Below are 19971 nucleotides of genomic sequence, written 5' to 3' on the forward strand. Positions count from 1 at the left end.
GGCATTAGTCTCGAATTGACAAATACTTAGCTCTTATATCATGAACGTTTGTCCCATGACAAGGCACAAACGGAAAGCTCTGTTTCTTGCAATAAAATTAAATAAAACAATGCTATTATAGAGAATGTCCTGAGGGAGATTCTGTGTATCCAATCATGCTGAACCGCTGCAAAACGTCCTGCCGCTCCCTGCTCGCCCTGCTGATCCTGGCTTTGGCCGCAACCGGGTGTGCCGCACTCACACCACCGCCGAAAACCCCTGAGGGCTTGCTGAAAGAGGCAAAGTCCATTTTCAAGGGCAACAATTATCCGGAGGTGATCCGCACCCTCAACGACCTGCTGCAGGAATTTCCGGACAGTCCGGAACGAGTGGAGGGCCTGCTCCTGCTCGCGCACAGCCATTATCTGATGGACGAATATCTTGAGGCCAAGTTTCACTACGAACGCTTTGTCGAGCTGTACCCCGCACACCCCAGAACGGCTCAGGCCATGTACTACCGTGCGCTTTGCGACTATGGCCTGATGGACACGGCCCTGCGCGACCAGACCGCCGCGGAGAATGCCATACGGAATTTTCAAAAGGTGCTCGACGAGCATCCTGAAAGTCCATTTGCCAGTAAAGCCCGTCAAAAAATCCAGGAATGCAAAAAAAGCCTGGCGGACAACCAGATGGAAATCGCGCGGTTTTATTACCGAACGAGTTCGTTTTTGTCCGCGATCAACCGGTTCCAGACAATCATCAATAAATACCCGGAATCGCCTTTCATCGACGAGGCTTACTTCCTGCTGGGGGAATCTTATTTTTTTGAGCAGAACTTTGAAAATGCACGTAAGTCCTACGCACAATTGGTGAAATCGTATCCGCGCAGTCCCTATGTGCGCGAAGCCCGGTCTCGCCTCAGGGAAATTCCCTGATATAATCGAAAAGACATGGCAAAAAAAGGATTGAATACATCGAAGTCGACCAAACGGTCCGCCCGCCCCGCCAAGAAGGACAACCGGGGCGCAGTGCCCGATGCGCTGACTCATTACATGAACGAGATCAGCAAACTCAAACCGCTGGCCCGTGAGGAAGAGGAAGAACTGTCCCGTCAGATCAAGGCGGGCGACGCTCAGGCCATGCATGAGCTGGTACGGCGCAACCTGAAGTACGTGGTCACCGTCGCCAACAAGTACCGTGGATGCGGGCTGTCCCTGCAGGACCTCATCGAGGAAGGCAACATCGGCCTGATCCAGGCGGCGAAGCGTTTCGACGGCGAACGTCACGTCAAGTTCATCACCTACGCAGTGTGGTGGATCCGCCAGGCCATCATGCACGCCCTGGCGGAACAGGCGGGCACGGTGAAACTGCCCATCAAGCAGGCGGGCAAGCTGTACAAGATCGAACGCGAATACAAGAAGCTCACCAACGACCTCGAACGCGAACCAACCACGCTGGAGGTGGCGGAAGACCTCGGATACAAGGTGGAAGACATCGAGTCGATCATGCGTGCCTACCGCACGTACCTGTCGCTCGACACCCCGCTCAAGGAAAACGAAACGACGCCGTACCTCGACCTTTTGGAAAACCCGAATTACATTCCGTACGACGACCAGATCATGCGGGACACGTTGCGGAAAAAGATCGACGACCTGCTGCACCATCTGTCGCCGCGCGAGGAGAAAATCATCCGCATGCGTTTCGGTTTCGACGGCGACCCCAAAACATTGGAGGAAATCGGGCAGGCCATGGGACTGTCGCGCGAACGCGTGCGGCAGATTGAAAAACGCGCCAAGATGCGGCTCAAGGTGCGCTCCGCCGGTGAATCCTTACAGGATCACCTGGACTCATGAGGTACCGCATGACGCGCCCTGGTTTCTCGATTCCAACAAACCCTGCACGACCTACCCCAGCCGACCTTTAACCGTCTATGAACGAAACCAACCTCGCCCTGACAGGTGTGATTTGGACCTGCGCATTTTTACTGGGATCCATTCCGTTCGGCCTGCTCATCGCCCGGCTCAAAAACATCGACATCCGCAAGGAGGGAAGCGGCAACATCGGCGCCACCAACGTGGCGCGCACGCTGGGACGCAAGGCAGGCATCCTGACCCTGGTGGGTGATTGCGGTAAAGGCTACCTGGCCTGCTGGCTCGCCGCCACCACGCTGGCAACCACCTGGCAGATCGCCGGGGCGGGCCTTCTGGCGTTTCTCGGCCATGTGTTCTCGCTGTTCCTCAAATTCAAGGGTGGCAAGGGCATCGCCACCGGGCTGGGCATCTACCTGTTCCTGATGCCCGCCGCGGCGGGAGGCGGGGTGCTGATGTTCGCCCTGTTGCTGGGGATCACCGGCTACGTGTCCGTGGGCTCCCTCGCAGCCGCGGTGACCATCCCCGTGCTGGGCTGGTTTTTTTCTGCCCCTCCGTCCTACATTGCCGTCGCCGGAGCGGCCGCGGGGCTCACCTTCTATAAGCACAAAGACAACCTGTCCCGCCTGCGCGCCGGCACCGAAAGCAAATTCCTGAAAAAATAGCGTTTGACAATCCGCCCTCAAAAAATATAATGAATTTCTCAGGGAACTTCCCCAAAAATGGAAAATGCGCGGGAGTAACTCAGTGGTAGAGTGCAACCTTGCCAAGGTTGAGGTCGAGGGTTCAAATCCCTTCTCCCGCTCCATTTTTCCCCTTCCGGTTTCTTTCTCTTTTTATTCCGGCACCGTCGCCAAGTGGTAAGGCAGGGGTCTGCAAAACCCTTATCGGCGGTTCGAATCCGCCCGGTGCCTCCATTTTCCCAACTCCCAGAACTTGGAATTCTCCCGGTCATTCAATCCCGGCTCCCTTCCCTCATTTTTCCAGGATGAGATTGAAATTATTATTTTGGCGTAACAATCGATTTTCCCTGAACAGGGTGAACCTGCATGCAAGCTTAACCAAGCCGAATTCAATCTTTTATTCCGTTAATTCCAAACACCCCCGATTGAACCAATACTTTCAATTACTTTGGCTTGCCCGGGATGGCGCAATTTGTTGTACAGGTAAGGTGAATGTGTTAGACTCCATGAATTGAAATTGTCGGCAACACGATTTGCTTCACAATTTCCGCAAGCAGCGCCCACCGGGTCGCTGACAGCGCTCTGGTGGCGTTTAATTTCCAACATCAAGAGGAGATCATCCATGAAGAAAATGCTATTGGTGGGTTCCATCCTGTTCTCGATGATGTGTTTCTCTGGCAACGCGCTGGCTGCCGGTTACGGCGAAGCGGGTTGCGGACTGGGTTCCCTGGTCTGGCAGGATGCGTCCAAGCAAAAAGATCCGGTTTTCCAGATTCTGGCTTCCACCACGAACGGCACGTTCGGTAGCCAGACGTTTGGTATCACCACCGGTACTTCCAACTGCAATGACAGCATTTTCAAGGTAGAGAAAGAGCGCGAAGTTTTCGCCGCAATCAATTTCTCGACTCTCGTTAAGGAAATGGCCATGGGCGAAGGCGACAACCTGAACACCCTGGCTTCCCTGTACGGTTGCACGGAAACGAACTTTTCCGATTTCGGCACCGTCACCCAGCAGAATTTCGGCAGCATCATCACCAGCTCCGAAACCACGCACAAAGACATGCTGATGAACCTGAACGGCGTACTGGCCCAGGACGGCAACCTGTCCAAAGCCTGCACCGGAATCATCGGCTGAATCAAACCGCTTGAACAAGGATGCCGGCTTCCGGGTGATCCGGAGCCGGCATTCTTTTATTTTTCCCGCCTTGACCCTCACTCTTTCACTCTTTATTCGATTCGCCGTTTTCCTGGCTTTTGCCGGATTCCTTTCCATTGAAACAGCGCAGGCCCAGCCTGAAGGCCCCGCATATGCGTGGGAACTCATCGACCGGGCGCGCTCCCTCAACCTTTCGGAAGAACGCCGCTGGCGTCTGCTGGGTCATTACCGCACCAACTGGTGGGGGCATCTGGAAAGCGAGGCCGACGCGCCGGAATTTTTTCTATCGCCTGAGGGCAAGACCGATCCGCAAAAAGAACTCGACGCCACGCTCATCGCGTTCTTTCAAAAACAGGCTGATGTGCCGGAAGGCGTCATGCATCCGCAGTGCCGTTTCCCGGCCCGCTACAAGTGGCTGAACGAGCGGTTGAACTTCGATCCAGCACGTCTGTCGGACCAGCCCTGCTCGCGGCTGGAGCGCTGGATCGGACGCCTCGATCCGGAAAAAATCACGCTGGTTTTCGCTTCCTACTACATGAACAATCCGTCGTCGATGTTCGGTCACACCCTGCTCCGCATCGACAGTCATTCGCGCGGCCGTTACAAGAAGCTCCTCAACTACGGCGTCAACTACGCCGCCAACCCGGACACGGACAATCCCGTTCTCTATGCCATCAAGGGGGTCGGGGGTTTTTTTTCGGGAACGTTCACGGTGTTTCCCTATTCGATCAAGGTGCAGGAGTACAACAACTGGGAAAGCCGCGACCTGTGGGAGTACGAACTGAACCTGACGGCGGAACAGATGGACTATCTCCTGCGCCACCTGTGGGAGCTGGGCAACATTGAATTCGATTACTACTATTTTCAGGAAAACTGTTCCTACCACATGCTGACCGTGCTGGAAACGGCCAACCCGGAATGGCGGCTGACCGACGGCTTCGTGTTCTCCGTCATTCCCGGTGACACTATCAAGGCACTGGTGGAACAACCGGGACTGGTGAATTCCGTGTTCTACCGTCCCGCCATCCTGAGCAAGATGAATCACAAGATCGAGCAGATGGAGTCCGGGGAACGCCGCGTCCTGTACGCCCTGGCGGACGACAAATCGGCGCTCAAGGAAAAACCGTACGGCGCGTTGACCGTCCCGCAGAAAGCGCTGGTGCTGGACGCCTACCTCGATTACCTCGAATACCTGTACGTGCAGGACCGCGCGGTGAACCCGATGGCTCCCATCCGCATCCCGCAGGAGATCCTGCTGGAACGCGCGCGCCTCAATCACCAGCGGGGAGACTCCCAGGTGACGCGGTTTTCCTCGCCGCCGGAAGAAGGCCACGGCACCGACCGTTTCCGCCTTGCCACCGGGCTCAACGACAGCGAGCTGTTTCAGGAGGTGGGATACCGTCCCGCCCTGCACGACCTGCTTGCCGACGAAACCGGTTACGACCGCCATTCACAGATCCTCATGATGGACGGCCTGTACCGCTACTATCACGAATCGCAACGCTGGCGGGTGGAACGTTTTCAACTGCTCGACATCATCACCCTCACCCCCTTCGAGCCGATCTTCAAACGTCCTTCCTGGAGAGTGAACCTGGGCTTCGAGCGGGTGCGGGATTTTGACTGCGAATACTGCCTTGCCTTCGGCGGCACCACCGGCGTGGGCCTCACCTACGAGCCGGGACACGACTCGCCGTTCCTGCTGTTCGCCATGCTCGAGGCCGATGCGGAGACCTCCGGCAGTTTCGACGACAACTTCCGGCTGGGCGGCGGCGGCACGGGCGGCGCCTTCTACACGCTGAACCGCGACTGGCGGGTTTTTGTGGGCGGCGAGTACAAACGCTTTCCAATGGGGCACGACTCGGAAGTCATCGAGTGGACGGCGCAGGGACGCTACCGCGCGTCGCAGAATGTGGATGTGCGTCTCGAATACCGGCGCACCGGCCACACCGACGAGGGTGTGCTGTCGCTCAACCTTTACTTCTGAAAATACGAAACTTCGCGCTGAGGTTCAACGCGCGAACAGGGCGTTGACGAAGGCGGTGGGATCGAATTCCTGCAGGTCGTCGGCTTTTTCGCCGACGCCGATGTAGCGCACCGGCAGTTTCATTTCCTGCACGATGTTGAACAGGATGCCGCCCTTGGCGGTACCGTCCAGCTTGGTCATGATGAGGCTGTCGATGTGCAGGGCTTCGTGGAACAGGCGGGCCTGCGAAATGCTGTTCTGGCCGATGCTGCCGTCGAGCACCAGCATGGTCTCATGCGGCGCGTCTTCCTGCACCTTGCCGATGACGCGCTTCACTTTCTTGAGTTCTTCCATCAGGTTGGTGTTGGTCTGCAATCGCCCGGCGGTATCGATGAGCACGATGTCGGACTTGCGCGCGATACCCGCCTGCACCGCATCGAACGCCACAGCGGAGGGGTCGGCTCCATGTTTCTGCGCGATGCAGGGCACCCCGGCTCGCTCCGACCACATCTGCAACTGCTCGATTGCCGCCGCGCGGAACGTGTCGCCTGCGGCAAGCAGAACCTTCTTGCCCTCCATCGACCATTTCTGCGCGAGCTTGCCGATGGTGGTGGTTTTGCCGGAGCCGTTGATGCCGATGACCAGCACCACAAACGGTTTTTTCGACGCGAGGTCCCACGGAGTCTGGTGTTCGCTCAACAACCGCACCATGATGGTTTTCAGATGCGCCTGCACTTGCTCCGGGGTGCGCAGGTGATTTTGCGCCACCTCGTGGTTCAACTCGCCAAGAATCCTGCTTGTCGAGTTCATACCGGCATCGGCGATGAGCAGGGCCTCCTCGATTTCATCCATCAACTCCGGCCCGACCTTGGCCTTGCCGAGCACGATGTTGTCGATGCCCTTGGAAAACGAGTCGCGCGTTTTGCTCAGCCCGCTTTTGAGCCGAGAAAAAAAGCCGCCCTGTTTTTCCTCTTCAATTCTGGGTTCGGTGGAATCGTTCATGTTTGGGTGATTATATCAGGCCGGAAACTCAATCGGACCGGCAACTTGGCATGGTAGTTCGGGTAATTTTTTTGAGGCGGACTCGACAGGGATGTTTTCCCCGGAAAGCCCGGAGACCCGGCCAGCCTTCAGCCGGAAGTTTTCTGCACGGTGGGCCTGGGCAAGGGGGAAGGTTGTTTCCCCTGCTTCAGCAGGATGGTGATGAGGTTTTTATCCCGACAGGATACGGCAAGATCCAGATGCCCGTCCTGGTTGAAATCACCCACCGCCATTCCCTGCGGGTACTCATCCACGTAATGGATCACGGGAGGATAGATAAAGGTCCCGTCTCCCCGACCCAGCGTGACGGAAATCGTGTCGTTGGTGGCGTTGGAGACCGCCAGATCCTCAATGCCGTCGCCGGAAAAATCCGCCGCAACAATAAACTTGGGAAACTCCCCCGCCGCGAAATCCCGGAGAGCGTGGAACTTCTTGTCGCCGTCATTCATGACCATGGTCAAGGCATGCAGGGAATTGCTGGATGTCACGAGGTCGACTTTGCCGTCGTTGTTGGCGTCGATGTTGGCGATGGTCAGCGGCTGCCCGCCACCGCGGAAATTCTTACCGGGATCGAACTTGCCGTTGCCCTCTCCCCACAGAATCTGCACGCCGGTGTTGCCGGAACCCGCCAGTGCCACCGCCAGATCCCGAAACCCGTCCTTGTTGTAATCGCCGGAAATCACACCGGTCGGCTGACCCCGCACTGCAATCTCCACCGGTTCGGCGAACACGCCGTTGCCCTTGCCCTCCAAATACACCACCTTATGGAAGCGCAGGGAAACCATGAGGTCCGGCAACCCGTCTCCGTTGAAATCGTCCGTCGTCAGGTTGATCGGGATGCGCCCCGGCTTGATGATGCTGCCCGTGTTGCGGAAACTGCCGCCGCCGGAGTTCAGCAGGATGTGCAGAGTGCCATCCTGATAATTGAGGATCGCCAGGTCCTTCAACCTGTCGTTGTTGAAATCGGCGACCGCGGTAGCGATGGGATCGGCACCGGTTTTGATGACGATGCCTTCCTGAAAGGTGCCATCTCCCTTTCCCTTCAGGTAAGACAGGTTGTGTTCCCCGCTGTTGAGCACCACGAGGTCAAGATGACCGTCCGCATCGAAATCGTCCGTCACCAGGTAGGACGGTTCTTTCCCCGTGTCATACACCGCATTGATCATGAACAGCGGGGGAATGCGTTTCTGGGGTTGGGAGTTGGATTGGGGGCACCCTGTCAGGGAAACACCCAGGACCAATATAATGGTATAAAAAACAAACCGCTTCATAATTACCTGCACACTTTTATATGGGTGAGGATAGCACAGCCACCGGGTTGCAACAACCTTAGACTGAGGTTTCTTTTTCGGGCATTTGCCCGCTGGCAGCGCCCTTCGCATCTCCGAGCGGGGTGCGGCCGAAGGAATCGGTCAACCGGGCTTCGCGTTCAAAATGATTGAGCATGCCGCGGAAAATATAAGTGTGGAAACGGGAAAGCGTGTACCAGTACAGGTGGCCCCAGAAGGGCTTTGGGATGAAATGAGCACGGAGGATGAGGCGGGTTTGGCCCGATTCCGCCGGTTCCAGCAAAAACTGCAACCAGGAGTAACCGGGTGATATCAACTCCGCCCGAAGCAGAAGTTCCCTGCAGGGCTCCAGCTTTTCCACCCGCCAGAAATCGACCGAGTCGCCGACACACAGGTCAAACGGGTCACGCCGTCCCCGCTTCAGCCCAACCCCTCCCAGCAGGCGGTCGATGAACCCCCGGATCTCCCACAACAGGTTGCCGTGCAACCAGCCGTAAGGCCCCCCGATGCGGCACACCATCTGGAAGGTTTGCTCCAAATTTGCGGGAATTTTTCGCTCGTGTTCATCGAACAGGAAGTGCGCCGATTCGTACTGGGCCAGCGGCATGAGATCGGCCATGTCTTCCGGCGGCACATCGCTCCAGTGCGAAAACACGCGCGAGCTTTGTTCCTTTTCAAACGCCCAGCGCACGGCGGTGTCGAAATCCAGCGGCTCAAACGGCACGATCCCGCGAATGGTGTCATCGGTCACGATCACATCGGTACGCAGGCTTTCCAGCAGAAGGCAGGTGATGTTGACCGGCACGGAGATGAACAGGTGCAGGTAGAAGGAAAAAATCCGGCACAGCATGTTGACCGGGACCGGCACCCAGGACACATCGAAAAACCGGACGCGGCGGTCGTACAATCCGGCGAAGCGAAGGACCATCTCCCGGTACGACATGGTGTCGCGACCCCCAATGGGGTACTGCCCGGTTTCGATTTCATGCGTTTCCAGTACCCCCACCAGGTATTTGATGACATCCCGAATGGCGATGGGCTGGCACAGAGAGTTGAATTCCGGAAGAAAGGGAATCCAGCGCATGTGCAAAATCATCGACTTCAACAGCTCGTAGGAAGCGCTTCCGGTTCCGATGATGATCGCCGCCCGCAGGTGCACCACGGTCATGCTGGCCTCGGAGAGGATTTGCCCCACTTCCATCCGGCTTTTCAGATGCCAGGAAATCTGTTTGCAGTCCTCGCCCAGCCCGCCCAGGTAGATGATCTTTTGAATGCGGTTTTCCTCAGCCGCTTCTTTGAAATTCTGCGCCGACACTTTTTCCGCCTGGGCGAATTTCCTTTTTTCCAGGCGCAGGCTGTGGATCAGGTAATACGCTGTATGCACCCCGCGCAGGGCCTCGTTCAGGCTGTCCTTATCGAGCGCATCCGCATACACGTACTCCAGGTTGGGGTGTTCCAGAAGGGGCGTCAGCACGCGGTTGCGCATCATGCACCGCACCCGGTAGCCACGGTACAGCAACTCCGGCACCAGTCTCTTGGCCACGTACCCATTGGCACCGGTAACGAGTATGAGTGTGCCCGCGGGCAGAGACCGGGTCGGGAGATCGTCGCAATAGTGGTAATTCACCTTCTCTGGATCCATGCTTCCAATATGGGGGCGGCATGGCGGATTTTCAAGAAAACTCTGGGAATCCGGAGGAACCTGCTAAAGAGGAGGGCCCCAATCAGGAAAGTTCACACCTTGCCGCAAAAGAAGGGATTGTGGCGTTTTTCCTCGCCGACGGTGGTGGCGGGACCGTGCCCGGGGTGCAGTCGGGTGGCATCCGGGTACACCAGCAGGCGTTCGGTGATAGAACGGTACAACCCCGGCCAGGAGGCGTTGGCGCGGCCCATCGACCCGGCGAAAATGCAGTCGCCGGAGAAAACGGTGTCGTGAATTTTGTAGGACACACCGCCCGCAGTATGACCGGGGGTGAACACAACCTCCACCTTCATGTTTCCCACTTCCAACACGTCGCCGTCATTAACGAATTGAAGGTTGCGACTGCCGCGCGGCCGCAGTTCCTTTTCATGGATGAAGGAAGGGCAGGAGAAAGCCCGGTCCAGCTTGTCGAGCCCCCCGGCATGGTCCGGGTGCGCGTGCGTGAGCAGAATCTTCGATGGCTTGAGCTTGAGCTCGTTTGCTTTCTGAATGAGGGCATCCGGACTGGCTCCGGTGTCCACCACCGCGGACTCACCGGTTTCGGGGCAGCGAATGAGGTAGCATTTCACCGGGTACAGCCCCATGAACACATTGAGGCAGGTGAGGTCCAGGGCGGGATCATTCTTTGGCGGTTTCGGGGACCAGGCCTCGTGCGAGATGGCGCGGAGGCAGGCGGCATCCAGGTCCAGCGCCTCCGCCAGCAAATCTATTTCCGCATCCTCCGGCACCTGCTCGTAGCGTTCCATTTTCTGGATGCGTTGCAGGTCCACACCGGTGGCGGCGGCGAGGTCCTTTTGCGACCAGTTTTTACCGTCGCGGGCTTTTTCGAGTATGTCCCCGAGTTCGTCTTCGAGGGATGTAGGCATAAAGTCCGGTATCGTTCAGGCGGGAGTGGCTTCCTTCCGCAGAAAATAAAAAGCGCCGAGATACATGACCATGGAAAGCAGGTAAAGGGGCTTGGTGCCCAGCAGCATGGCGTTGTATTCCATAAGACCTCCCAGCACGGCGCCGAGCACATTATACCCCAAAGCCAGGGCCGCCGCCTTGCGCGTCTCGAACACCATTGCAAAAAGAATACTGGAAAAAAGAATGGGCAGGGCCACCAGCAGACTCCCCACCAGCCACTGCAGGGCCAGTGGCAATGCCAGGAGATTTTCCACGGGCGCAAGGAAGCAAATCATGAGAGTGACCATCAGCAGACCGAATTGAAGATTCCGGTTCTCAATCCAGCGGCGGATCACAACCAGGTTGGCAAACAGCACCATCACCAGGATGGAGGAAAACACGAGCACGTTGACCAGCCACGTCGACCCGAACAGCAAGGACATTTCGGTGACGCTTTTGGTTTCGAGCAGGAGAAACCCCGCCCCCAGCAGGAACAGGGTCCAGTCCGGGCGATGCTTCCATTTCGTTCCCCCCGCGCTCAACCACACCAACACCAGGGAGAAAGCCAGAATGAACGCACCGACACTGAAGTAGTGGCTCGGCACCTTCGGCTCCTGCAGGTACAGGTAGGGCCAGTTATCCGTCGGAACCTCGTATTTCGGGATCAACTTCCCATCGGGACCGATGGGGACGTTGAACTTTTCCTGAAAGGCGGGAAGGGCCGGATCGTCCCAGAAGCTGTCGTCAATTTGATCCGACCATCCCGCCACAAACGTGAAATTGAACAGGTGCGCGGGTTGAATGTAACGCATGAGCGGTTGTTCGCGGAACACTTCCATTAATGTGGTATATATTTTTTCCGCGATGAAAAACTTGCCGGACAAATGGTAGAGAATCAGCACCCCGCCCGGCTTGAGATGATCGCGGATGGACTCGAATGACTCGCGCGTGTACACGTAATTGTCGAGTCGCACCGACGACATGCTGGACAGAAGCGTCTGGCTGTCCAGCGTTCCCAGCACAATGACGTCGTATTTCTCTTTACTTTTTTTCAGGAACGCCCGCGCGTCGTCGTTGTGCACCTTGACCCGGGGGTCCGCATACGGTTTCTGGAAATGATGCTGTTTGCCGAGGCGCAGGATTTCGCGGTCGATTTCCACCGCATCCACATGCTTTGCTCCCTGGCGAAGTGCGATGGTCACATCGTTTCCCGTGCCCGCTCCCAGCACGAGCACCCGGTCCACGGATCTGGCAAAGTGGTAAGGCGCAGAGAAGTCCTGCATTGCCCTTTTGTTATAGGGAGACCGGACCACAGCTTCATCCGAAAAATTCAGCGCGTGTTGATGGAATGAACCATTCACGGACAGATCAAAATGATCTTCGTGAACGGAGTAATTTATTTTGTAATAAGGAGACCACAGTTCCCCGCCGTTCTTCCCGTTGTGTCCCAAACTGTAAACCAGAAACAGCACCACCGGCAGGCATAGGGTCGAAGCCAGCACCCGGCGATTGTCCACACACAAGGCGGCAAAATACAAAGAACCAAACGCAAACCACACGATGGGCGGCATGGACAGCCAGCTGAACAGCGAAAACACCGCCAGGCCCAGCAGGCTTCCCAGAATGTTGATCGAATAAGCGACCAGCGGTCTGAACCGGTCAAACTCACGGGCGATTCCCGACCCCAGAGGAATGAATACCATTGTGGACAAAATAAAAATGATGAACACCACCGGCTCCATACCCCAGGTCTGCACGGCTTCCGAGGGCTTCACCATAGTGGTCCACAAATATTCCCCCTGCGCCTGCGGCACCTGCACCCAGACATTGGAAAAGTAATTCACTACCGCCATCAGAACCAGCAGCAACGGGGCGAACCCGATTACGGTGGTGCGGCCGCGTGCCTGAAGGATCATGCCCACGCCCATGCCCAGAAAGGCGGAGATGAGAACCAGATTAATGAAATAGGAAACCACCTGCACGTGCGCCGGAATGAAACGGATCAGCGCCACTTCGAAAAACAGAAGAAGGAAGCTGAAACCCAATAGACGGAACGCCGACCAGACAGGAAACACATCCCTTTCTGGCGCGGTTTCGGCAGGAGGCAGGGTCGAAGTTGTGGTGGATGCGTCCAAATGGGTACCGGAAAATAAGGTTAGTGGATTTGTTTCAGAATAAGGGCAAGGGATTCCGCTGGCAAATACATTCTACGCTTTTCCGCATCCTTTCATACCTTAAAAGCCTCTGACTTTCAATGGGTTACCAAGACAATCCCAAAACCGATGATAAACCGCGCCCTACCTCAGAGAGCCGCGATATTTCGGCTGTCCGGTCCTTTCCATGGACAGCCGCCTTGTCAATCACCATGGGAATGGTATAACGACAGCATCCACCCGCCTTCCGCAAGGGGACAGAGGCTTCGCCCCAGAGAAGGATTCCCGCAGCAACAATGAAAGGAGTCGTTCATGCTGGGTGCCATCGCAGGCGACATCATCGGGTCCCGCTTCGAGCACGCCCCCATCCAAACCGTCGATTTCGAACTGTTCACCGACACCTCCCGCTTCACCGATGACACGGTGTTGACCGTTGCCGTGGCCGACAGCATTTTCAATGGGACCGGCTACGGGGACACGCTGAAAAACTATTTCCGGCGGTATCCCGATGCCGGATACGGGAGTGGTTTCCTGAAATGGGGACAATCCGACGCTTCCCAGCCCTACAACAGCTGGGGCAACGGCTCGGCCATGCGGGTCAGTCCCGTTGGCTTCGCCTTCGACTCCATCGAATCCGTTCTGTTGGAGGCGGAAAAAAGCGCGTCAGTGACGCACAATCACCCGGAGGGCATCAAAGGCGCACAGGCCACCGCGCTGGCGGTTTTCCTCGCCCGCAGCGGATCGGACAAAGACGCGCTGGCCGGAGAAATCGAATCCCGTTTCGGTTACGACCTGCACACGCCGCTCGATATCCGGCGGCGCGACCATACCTTCGACGTCTCCTGCCAGGGAACGGTGCCGCCTGCCCTGCGCGCCTTTCTGGAATCGACGGATTTCGAGGATGCGGTGCGGAAGGCCGTCTCGCTGGGAGGCGACAGCGACACCCTCGCCTGCATCACCGGCGCGGTCGCCCATGCGTTTTACCGTCACATCCCCGACACCATCCTGGATATCGTGCTGGACCGTCTCGAGTCCCCCCTGCGGCGTGTCACCACCCTGTTCTGCAACCGCTACAGCTGCCTCTGAGGAATCCGGACATTTTTTCAAAACCCGCACTTGCGTTTGGTCCGGTCCTCATATATGTTTTTGACTTGTTTTTCATTCGGAACCCTGCCGGAATCCCCAAATGATCAGGGGTTCTCAAGCATTCAAACGGGAAAAGTCCATGGCCGATCTCACGCGCGAAGAAGTCGAAGACATCCTGAACCAGCTCAAAGAAATCCGCGAACGCGAAGCCGAGGAAGCGGAAAGCAACAAGGGAAAACCCCAGGAGGAAGAACCCGAGGTGGAAGACGAATTGTCCGAAAACGGGGACGATGAAACCGAAGGAGATTTGAATGGGGAAACCGCCGACGCCAAAGAATCAGAAGAAAAAGCGGGTGAAGAGGAAGAAGACGATACCCCGCACCTGCGGGACATGGATCTCTCCGGTCTGGACCTCTCCAACCTCATTTTTTACGGCGCGGACATCAGAAACTCCAAGCTGGTGGGCACCCGCCTGACGGACTCGGACCTCTCGGATTGCCTGCTCGACCACGCCGACCTGAACAAGGCCGATTTGACCGACGCCATCCTGAACGACACCAAAATGACCCTGGCCAACCTGACCGATTCAGTGATGGAACGTGCGGACCTGCGCCGCGCGGTTTTGCGTGAATCCACCCTCACCCGCGCCAACCTGGTCGACGCGAAATTGATCAAGGCCGACTGTTCCAAAACCGTGACCACTTCAGCCAACCTGACCGGAGCCGACCTCTCCCGCGCCAGCTTCAAGCAGGCGGACCTGACAGACACCGACCTCTCCGACGCAAAATTGAGCATCGGTGTGTTTTTCGAAACCAATTTCACCAACGCCCAGCTCACCCGCGCGGAAATCAAGGGCGCGAAACTCCACGGCGCACTGTTTCAGAATACAAAAATGATGCGGGTGGATTGCACCAATGCCGACATGACCGAAGTGAAAATGATCCGGGCGGAGGTGGCGCGGGCCCGTTTCAACGGCTCCATCATGCGCCGTGCCAACCTCGAAGGGTCCAATCTGAGCGAATGCGTCCTGGATATCGCTGACCTCAACAACGCCATCCTCAACGACGTGAAGCTGGATGGCGCGCACATGAACCGCACCAAGCTCAACGACGCCAAGTTACGCGGGGCGGTCCTGCGGGGTGTGCACCTGAGCCGGGCCAAGCTGGTTAAAGCGGACCTCACTGGGAGCGACCTGAGCGATGCGAATCTGGAAGGAGCGGACCTCACGGCGGCCCTTCTGGATGATTCCGACTTGAGCCGGGCGAATCTGAAAGAGGCGGTTCTGGAAAAAGCCTCACTCAAAAATGCCGCCCTTGCCGGAGCCGACCTGCGTAAGGCCAGACTGAAAGGAGCCGTGCTGGAAGGCGCGGACCTCGCCGGAGCGCGCCTGCGCCATGCTTCCCTCGTGAAGGCCAATCTTAAGGGCGCGGATCTCCACCGCACGGAACTCGATGAAGCGGATTTCTCAAACGCCGACCTGCAGGGCGCCAACCTCACCGGCGCGAAACTTTGGGAAGCCAACCTCACCCAGACCAATCTGGAGGGAGCAAAAACCGAACACGCTGATTTCACTGACGCGAAGGGATACAAATAATCCAGGCGGATTCATCGCCGCCCTGCCGGCAACCGCGCGTCATCCCGCAACCCCGGGTTTCACGTACAAAAAAAACACCCCGCACCGTTCCATCCCGGAACCGTGCGGGGTGCCTGATTGTCCAACCATGTACCGCTAGGCGTACTCGAAGTCGAAGGCGGGCTCCTGCCTCATAGCCCGCTCATCCTCCAGGATGTAATCATCCACCAGTTCCTTGTAGTCGTCGAACCAGAAGGCTTCGGGATTACGCTTGTACACCATGAAGCGCGAGCTGTTCCTGTTCTCTGCAGCACGCTGGTATTTGAAATAAATGTTCCGCGCCGACAGACCGATGATCTCGATCTTGCCCGTGCTGTGCGACATCACAAACCTCGCCCGTTTGGCAAGGCCGGAACCCCTCATACGGGCCAGTTCGAAAATTTCATATGCCTTTTCGATCGGCAGCGTATACGGACGGTTGCCCAGTGTCGGCCGGCAATGAAACACGTAATACGGCGGAACGCCAATGTAGGACAACCGGTTCATCAACTCGCTCAGGACCTGCGGGTCGTCATTGACTCCCGCGATCATCGGCGTCTGGTTGATGACAACGGCCCCGGACTTCATCAGAAAATCCAGCCCCCGCACCGCTTCCTGCGTCAATTCCCGCGGATGATTGAAATGCGCCATCACGTAAATGCGCTTCTCCGGCAGGCTGTACTTTTCAAACATGGCTCGCAGGGAATCGTCGTTGTAAATGCGCATGGGGTTGAACGCCGGAATTTTCGTGCCGATGCGGATGATCCTCACGTGATCGATCTCGCGTACCTGCTGAATGATGGGTTCCAGCTTGGACGTGGACATGATCAGCGGGTCACCGCCGGTGAGCAACACATTGTTGATCTCCGGGTGCTCGCGGATGTACGCCAGCCCCTCGGTGATGTCCTTGGTGACCTCGTCGTTGTCGTCCATGAACAGGCGCTTGCGAAAACAGAACCGGCAGTAGGCCGCACAGACTTCATTCACCAGGAGCAGGGCCGTGGAATCGTATTTGTGCTCAATGCCGTGCCCCACGGTGTACGACTCTTCGTCGGAAGCATCCAGCCGGCCCCACTCATTCAATTCACTGACGTCGGGAACCACGATTTTCCGGATGGGATCATTCGGGTCGTCCCAGTCGATCAGCGATTGGTAATACTCATTGGTGCGGAAAATAAACTGCTCGCTGACCGGCGCCAACTCCTTTATGTCTTCCTGGCTCAACTGGGGGACCTGCCCCAACTTTGTCAGGTATTTAGGCTTCATGTCGCCACCCTTGTATTGAGATTTATGAAACATGCCAACACCCCCTTTTATAGCTGCTGCGAGGCCTTCCGGCAAAATTCGTAGCAAAGGTGATTCCTTTCAAAGAGCAAAACATCCCCGGGGGTTTTACCCTTCAGCAATTCAGTTTTAAGCTAACGGATTATTCAAATGAAACCAGGGTTCGGCTTCAACGGCGAATCCAATGATTCATTGGACCGGGGATGGAATGGTTCCTTCTTCAAAAATTCAAAAGCAATTTTTGAATTTATGTAAAAAGAGAAAACATGATTATCAAATTTGTGAAGGGCGATCAACCCATAATTAATGGCGATCCCACCCAAACAATTTGAACTGTGCTTTCTTATATTTTCTCACAAATGCAAAATGTCGAATGATTTTATGGGAAATAAACTTTTGTACCAAAAAAAATTTCTTAATTATTACGATTGAAAATTTTCAACGGAGTACACAATGCCAGTAAAAATATTTTAAAAATTTTTTCGTTGGTTTTTTATTCTGGTAAAGGGATGCGCACATCTTCGCCTGATTTTTGAGCGTCCGGTTTCCCGTTTTCGGAATCGCCGTTAACCCAATCAAAAGGTAGGCTTAACCGGGTTCCGTTTTCCCCACCCCCGTCGGAAACAGGCAAACGGTTTCCCAGGTTCGGGACTCCCGGGACTTCTCAATAAAATCGGAGGTACTATTTTTTCACCAAAAAGCGAAATTCAAACGAAAATAAATGGAAGGCTCAAACCCCTCTTGTCAACCAGGAAACACAAAAACAACACCCGCAGGGACATTCAATAGTTAATCGAGAGAGGGGGTTCTCTTACAAGGCATCAGGCCGGGGATAGGACTGAGAAGGATTCGCCCACCTTCCTGAAGGCATCAACGGCTCGATCCAGGTCCGCAGTCTCGTGAGCCGCTGAAATTTGCAGGCGTATCCTCGCCTCACCCTTGGGCACGACAGGATAGCTGAAGCCAATCACGTAGATGCCTTCCTTGAGAAGAGCGTCGGCCATCTGGTGGGCCAGCCGGGCGTCGCCCAGCATGATGGGGATGATGGGATGGTCACCTGGCTTGATGGCGAACCCGATTTTTGCGATGCGCTCCCGGAAATAACGGGTGTTGTCCGCAATTTTTCTAACCAGATTTTGGTTAGCGTCGATGAAATCAATCACTTTCGAGGTCACGGCGGCAATCACCGGCGACAGGGAGTTGGAAAACAGGTAGGGGCGTGAGCGTTGCCGCAGGAGTTCCACCACGTCCTTTCGCGCGGCGGTGAATCCCCCGGACGCCCCGCCCAGCGCCTTGCCGAAGGTGGAGGTGATGATGCCCACCCTTCCCATAACCTCGCCATATTCAATGCTTCCGCGTCCCGTTGAGCCGAAGAACCCGGTCGCGTGGCTGTCATCGACCATCACGGTCGCACCGTAGCGGTCGGCCAGGTCGCACAGATCCTTCAATCGGGCCACGTCGCCGTCCATGCTGAACACGCCGTCGGTGGCGATCAGCTTGAAACGGTACTTTTCCGCCGCTTTCTTGAGGCGGGTCTCCAGATGGTTCATATCGCTGTGGTTGTAGCGAAAGCGCATGGCCTTGCACAGGCGGGTGCCGTCGATGATGCTGGCATGATTCAGCCGGTCGCTGAACAGCGCGTCCTTTTCCGTGAGCAGGGTCTCGAACAGGCCGGTGTTGGCGTCGAAGCAGGACGAATAGAGGATGGTGTCCTCCATGCCGAGGAACCGGGACACCTTGCTTTCCAGTTCCTTATGCACCTCATGCGTGCCGCAGATGAAACGCACCGAGGCCATGCCGTAACCGTACCGGTCGAGCGCCTCCTTTCCGGCAGCGATCATCTCCGGGTGGTTGGCCAGGCCAAGATAATTGTTGGCGCAGAAATTCAGCACCTCCCCTTCGCCCGTGCGGATGTGTGCATGCTGGGAAGAAAGCAGGGTTCTTTCCTCTTTATATAATCCCGCTTCGCGGATGTCCTGCAACTCCTGCCGGATGAATTCGAGATGCTTGCTGTCCATGTCGGAATTGCCTCCTCAAATGGAACGGTGTCCGGTCAGAACCGGAAAATGATCTTGGGATGTTCCTGAATGGCCTTTTCGAACAGCCCGCGGTCGAAAGAATGAAACGGGAACAGCGTCCCCTCGCCCTTGTTCAGGATCACCTCGTAAATCTTGTCCTGCAGGTCGTGGCCTTTCGACATCAACAGGTTGCTCATGGTGTACCAGGTCTGGAACACCTCCCTCCCCACAATGCCGTGCAGGGCTTTGCCGTGCATGATGATCTGCTGGTAGTCGGTCAGGGTGAAATCCCCCGCCGACAGGCCGAACAGGATGACGTCACCGCCGGCACGGGTGGCGGCGAGCGCGGTGTTGAGGGCGCGGTTGTTCCCGGACATCTCGAACGCCACGTCCACCCCGGCGCCGAAGCAGTCGTCACGAATGCGCGCGACGATGTCCTGATCCGGGCCCACCTCCCCTTCCTCGACGGTCTTGTCCACGGCAAGCGTCAGGTCCACACCCAGCCGCTCGGCCAGTTTGAGGTTCTTTTCATTGGGATCGACACCGATGATGTGGGTCGCGCCCATCGCCCGCGCCACCAGAATGGTGAACAGGCCGATGGTGCCGCACCCGAAGATGGCCACCGTACGCCCGCGCAGGTCCACACGGCTGCACGCATGCACCGCGTTGCCCAGCGGATCCTGGATCGCCGCCACCTCCGGCCGGATGCGGTCGGTATCCACCCGCCACAACTCCTTGGCCGGGAGCTTGATGTAGTCGGCGAAACAGCCGTCGGTGGAGATGCCGATGATCAAATGGTCGGCACACACGTGCTGGTCGCCGATCCGGCACTGATGGCATCGCCCGCAGAAGATGTGTGATTCGGTCGAGACCGTGTCGCCCGCCTTGTAGCCGTACTGCTTGGCGGCGTAAGAGCCCGCTTCCACCACCTCGCCCAGCAGTTCGTGCCCCATGATGCGGTAATGCCGGCCTTCCTTCCGCATGGAGTCGAAAATCATGTCGCGGAACGACTTGCGAAACCAGATGCCCTTGTCGGTGCCGCAAAACCCGGCAAACCGGGGCTTGATGATAACCTTGCCGCCGTCGTCGGGATTCTTGCGTTCGTCGAGAGAGGGTTCGCTCACGTCGGTGAACGTCATGCCACGGGTGGTTTCCCAGTCTTTTTTCTGGATGTCGAGTATGAGGGCTTTCACGGGAGCTCTTCCAAAAAGGTATATTTTTAAATATGGGAGCCCGACCCGGTGGGCGCAAG

At 56.7% G+C, this 19971-nt stretch carries 16 protein-coding genes and 2 tRNA genes; 9 read left to right on the forward strand and 9 right to left on the reverse strand.

Annotated features, from left to right (window positions below):
- The first annotated feature begins 143 nt into the window (after positions 1 to 143).
- The 5 genes from ACTRXA_RS06580 to ACTRXA_RS06600 all read left to right on the forward strand — a co-directional run bounded on the left by ACTRXA_RS06580 (position 144) and on the right by ACTRXA_RS06600 (position 2764).
- Complete coding sequence (locus ACTRXA_RS06580) at positions 144 to 914, forward strand: outer membrane protein assembly factor BamD (protein ID WP_442426414.1); 771 nt, start codon at positions 144 to 146, stop codon at positions 912 to 914.
- A 15-nt stretch (positions 915 to 929) separates the two neighbouring features.
- The gene (locus tag ACTRXA_RS06585) at positions 930 to 1832 is read left to right on the forward strand and encodes a sigma-70 family RNA polymerase sigma factor (RefSeq protein ID WP_442426415.1); all 903 of its coding nucleotides are present in this window, start codon (positions 930 to 932) and stop codon (positions 1830 to 1832) included.
- A 77-nt stretch (positions 1833 to 1909) separates the two neighbouring features.
- On the forward strand, positions 1910 to 2512 hold the full coding sequence (gene plsY / locus ACTRXA_RS06590; RefSeq protein ID WP_442426416.1) for a glycerol-3-phosphate 1-O-acyltransferase PlsY: 603 nt from the start codon (positions 1910 to 1912) through the stop codon (positions 2510 to 2512).
- Positions 2513 to 2580: 68 nt separating this feature from the next.
- Positions 2581 to 2655: transfer RNA gene (locus ACTRXA_RS06595), tRNA-Gly, on the forward strand.
- Between the two features lie 35 nt (positions 2656 to 2690).
- A tRNA-Cys gene (locus ACTRXA_RS06600) sits at positions 2691 to 2764 on the forward strand.
- Positions 2765 to 2935: 171 nt separating this feature from the next.
- On the opposite strand, the gene ACTRXA_RS06605 is transcribed toward ACTRXA_RS06600, so the two are convergent.
- Positions 2936 to 3154: a hypothetical protein gene (locus ACTRXA_RS06605; protein WP_442426417.1), complete on the reverse strand. Its 219-nt coding sequence runs from the start codon at positions 3152 to 3154 to the stop codon at positions 2936 to 2938.
- On the opposite strand from ACTRXA_RS06605, the gene ACTRXA_RS06610 reads away from it, so the two are divergent.
- Positions 3153 to 3665, forward strand: coding sequence for a DUF3015 family protein (locus tag ACTRXA_RS06610; RefSeq protein ID WP_442426418.1), 513 nt, complete (start codon positions 3153 to 3155; stop codon positions 3663 to 3665). The two genes, ACTRXA_RS06605 and ACTRXA_RS06610, sit on opposite strands and share 2 nt — an antisense overlap.
- Positions 3666 to 3675: 10 nt before the next feature.
- Positions 3676 to 5670 carry an Lnb N-terminal periplasmic domain-containing protein gene (locus tag ACTRXA_RS06615; protein WP_442426419.1) on the forward strand — a complete coding sequence of 665 codons (1995 nt, stop codon included), beginning with the start codon at positions 3676 to 3678 and terminating at the stop codon, positions 5668 to 5670.
- Positions 5671 to 5694: 24 nt separating this feature from the next.
- Here ACTRXA_RS06615 and ftsY read toward each other — a convergent pair whose 3' ends face one another.
- The 5 genes from ftsY to ACTRXA_RS06640 form a co-directional block, all read right to left on the reverse strand.
- Positions 5695 to 6651, reverse strand: coding sequence for a signal recognition particle-docking protein FtsY (gene ftsY / locus ACTRXA_RS06620; RefSeq protein WP_442426420.1), 957 nt, complete (start codon positions 6649 to 6651; stop codon positions 5695 to 5697).
- 128 nt (positions 6652 to 6779) lie between these two features.
- Positions 6780 to 7961: an FG-GAP repeat domain-containing protein gene (locus ACTRXA_RS06625; RefSeq protein WP_442426421.1), complete on the reverse strand. Its 1182-nt coding sequence runs from the start codon at positions 7959 to 7961 to the stop codon at positions 6780 to 6782.
- Positions 7962 to 8019: 58 nt separating this feature from the next.
- Positions 8020 to 9621 carry an SDR family oxidoreductase gene (locus tag ACTRXA_RS06630; RefSeq protein WP_442426422.1) on the reverse strand — a complete coding sequence of 534 codons (1602 nt, stop codon included), beginning with the start codon at positions 9619 to 9621 and terminating at the stop codon, positions 8020 to 8022.
- 92 nt (positions 9622 to 9713) lie between these two features.
- Positions 9714 to 10547 (reverse strand): MBL fold metallo-hydrolase, encoded by an 834-nt coding sequence (locus ACTRXA_RS06635; RefSeq protein WP_442426423.1) that lies wholly within the window; start codon positions 10545 to 10547, stop codon positions 9714 to 9716.
- 15 nt (positions 10548 to 10562) lie between these two features.
- Complete coding sequence (locus ACTRXA_RS06640; protein WP_442426424.1) at positions 10563 to 12641, reverse strand: methyltransferase domain-containing protein; 2079 nt, start codon at positions 12639 to 12641, stop codon at positions 10563 to 10565.
- A 390-nt stretch (positions 12642 to 13031) separates the two neighbouring features.
- On the opposite strand from ACTRXA_RS06640, the gene ACTRXA_RS06645 reads away from it, so the two are divergent.
- Entirely contained in the window at positions 13032 to 13805 is a 774-nt protein-coding gene (locus ACTRXA_RS06645; protein WP_442426425.1) for an ADP-ribosylglycohydrolase family protein, read from the forward strand.
- Between the two features lie 139 nt (positions 13806 to 13944).
- Positions 13945 to 15399 carry a pentapeptide repeat-containing protein gene (locus tag ACTRXA_RS06650; protein WP_442426426.1) on the forward strand — a complete coding sequence of 485 codons (1455 nt, stop codon included), beginning with the start codon at positions 13945 to 13947 and terminating at the stop codon, positions 15397 to 15399.
- 135 nt (positions 15400 to 15534) lie between these two features.
- Here the strand turns inward: ACTRXA_RS06650 and ACTRXA_RS06655 are convergent, their stop codons facing one another.
- From ACTRXA_RS06655 to ACTRXA_RS06665, 3 genes are all read right to left on the reverse strand, one after another.
- Entirely contained in the window at positions 15535 to 16716 is a 1182-nt protein-coding gene (locus ACTRXA_RS06655) for a KamA family radical SAM protein (protein WP_442426427.1), read from the reverse strand.
- Between the two features lie 806 nt (positions 16717 to 17522).
- Positions 17523 to 18719, reverse strand: coding sequence for a glycine C-acetyltransferase (kbl, locus tag ACTRXA_RS06660; RefSeq protein ID WP_442426428.1), 1197 nt, complete (start codon positions 18717 to 18719; stop codon positions 17523 to 17525).
- Positions 18720 to 18754: 35 nt separating this feature from the next.
- Positions 18755 to 19912 (reverse strand): zinc-binding dehydrogenase, encoded by a 1158-nt coding sequence (locus tag ACTRXA_RS06665; RefSeq protein ID WP_442426429.1) that lies wholly within the window; start codon positions 19910 to 19912, stop codon positions 18755 to 18757.
- Positions 19913 to 19971: the final 59 nt, after the last annotated feature.

It is taken from the genome of Nitrospina sp. P1_D6, assembly GCF_052156615.1.
GTDB lineage: Bacteria > Nitrospinota > Nitrospinia > Nitrospinales > Nitrospinaceae > Nitrospina.

Bases quoted from the DNA above. Each gene is read 5' to 3' on its own strand.
- ACTRXA_RS06585 (WP_442426415.1), top strand. From the start codon at position 930: ATGGCAAAAAAAGGATTGAATACATCGAAGTCGACCAAACGGTCCGCC.
- plsY (WP_442426416.1), top strand. From the start codon at position 1,910: ATGAACGAAACCAACCTCGCCCTGACAGGTGTGATTTGGACCTGCGCA.
- ACTRXA_RS06610 (WP_442426418.1), top strand. From the start codon at position 3,153: ATGAAGAAAATGCTATTGGTGGGTTCCATCCTGTTCTCGATGATGTGT.
- ACTRXA_RS06605 (WP_442426417.1), bottom strand. From the start codon at position 3,154: ATGGATGATCTCCTCTTGATGTTGGAAATTAAACGCCACCAGAGCGCT.
- ftsY (WP_442426420.1), bottom strand. From the start codon at position 6,651: ATGAACGATTCCACCGAACCCAGAATTGAAGAGGAAAAACAGGGCGGC.
- ACTRXA_RS06625 (WP_442426421.1), bottom strand. From the start codon at position 7,961: ATGAAGCGGTTTGTTTTTTATACCATTATATTGGTCCTGGGTGTTTCC.
- ACTRXA_RS06630 (WP_442426422.1), bottom strand. From the start codon at position 9,621: ATGGATCCAGAGAAGGTGAATTACCACTATTGCGACGATCTCCCGACC.
- ACTRXA_RS06635 (WP_442426423.1), bottom strand. From the start codon at position 10,547: ATGCCTACATCCCTCGAAGACGAACTCGGGGACATACTCGAAAAAGCC.
- ACTRXA_RS06645 (WP_442426425.1), top strand. From the start codon at position 13,032: ATGCTGGGTGCCATCGCAGGCGACATCATCGGGTCCCGCTTCGAGCAC.
- ACTRXA_RS06650 (WP_442426426.1), top strand. From the start codon at position 13,945: ATGGCCGATCTCACGCGCGAAGAAGTCGAAGACATCCTGAACCAGCTC.
- ACTRXA_RS06655 (WP_442426427.1), bottom strand. From the start codon at position 16,716: ATGTTTCATAAATCTCAATACAAGGGTGGCGACATGAAGCCTAAATAC.
- kbl (WP_442426428.1), bottom strand. From the start codon at position 18,719: ATGGACAGCAAGCATCTCGAATTCATCCGGCAGGAGTTGCAGGACATC.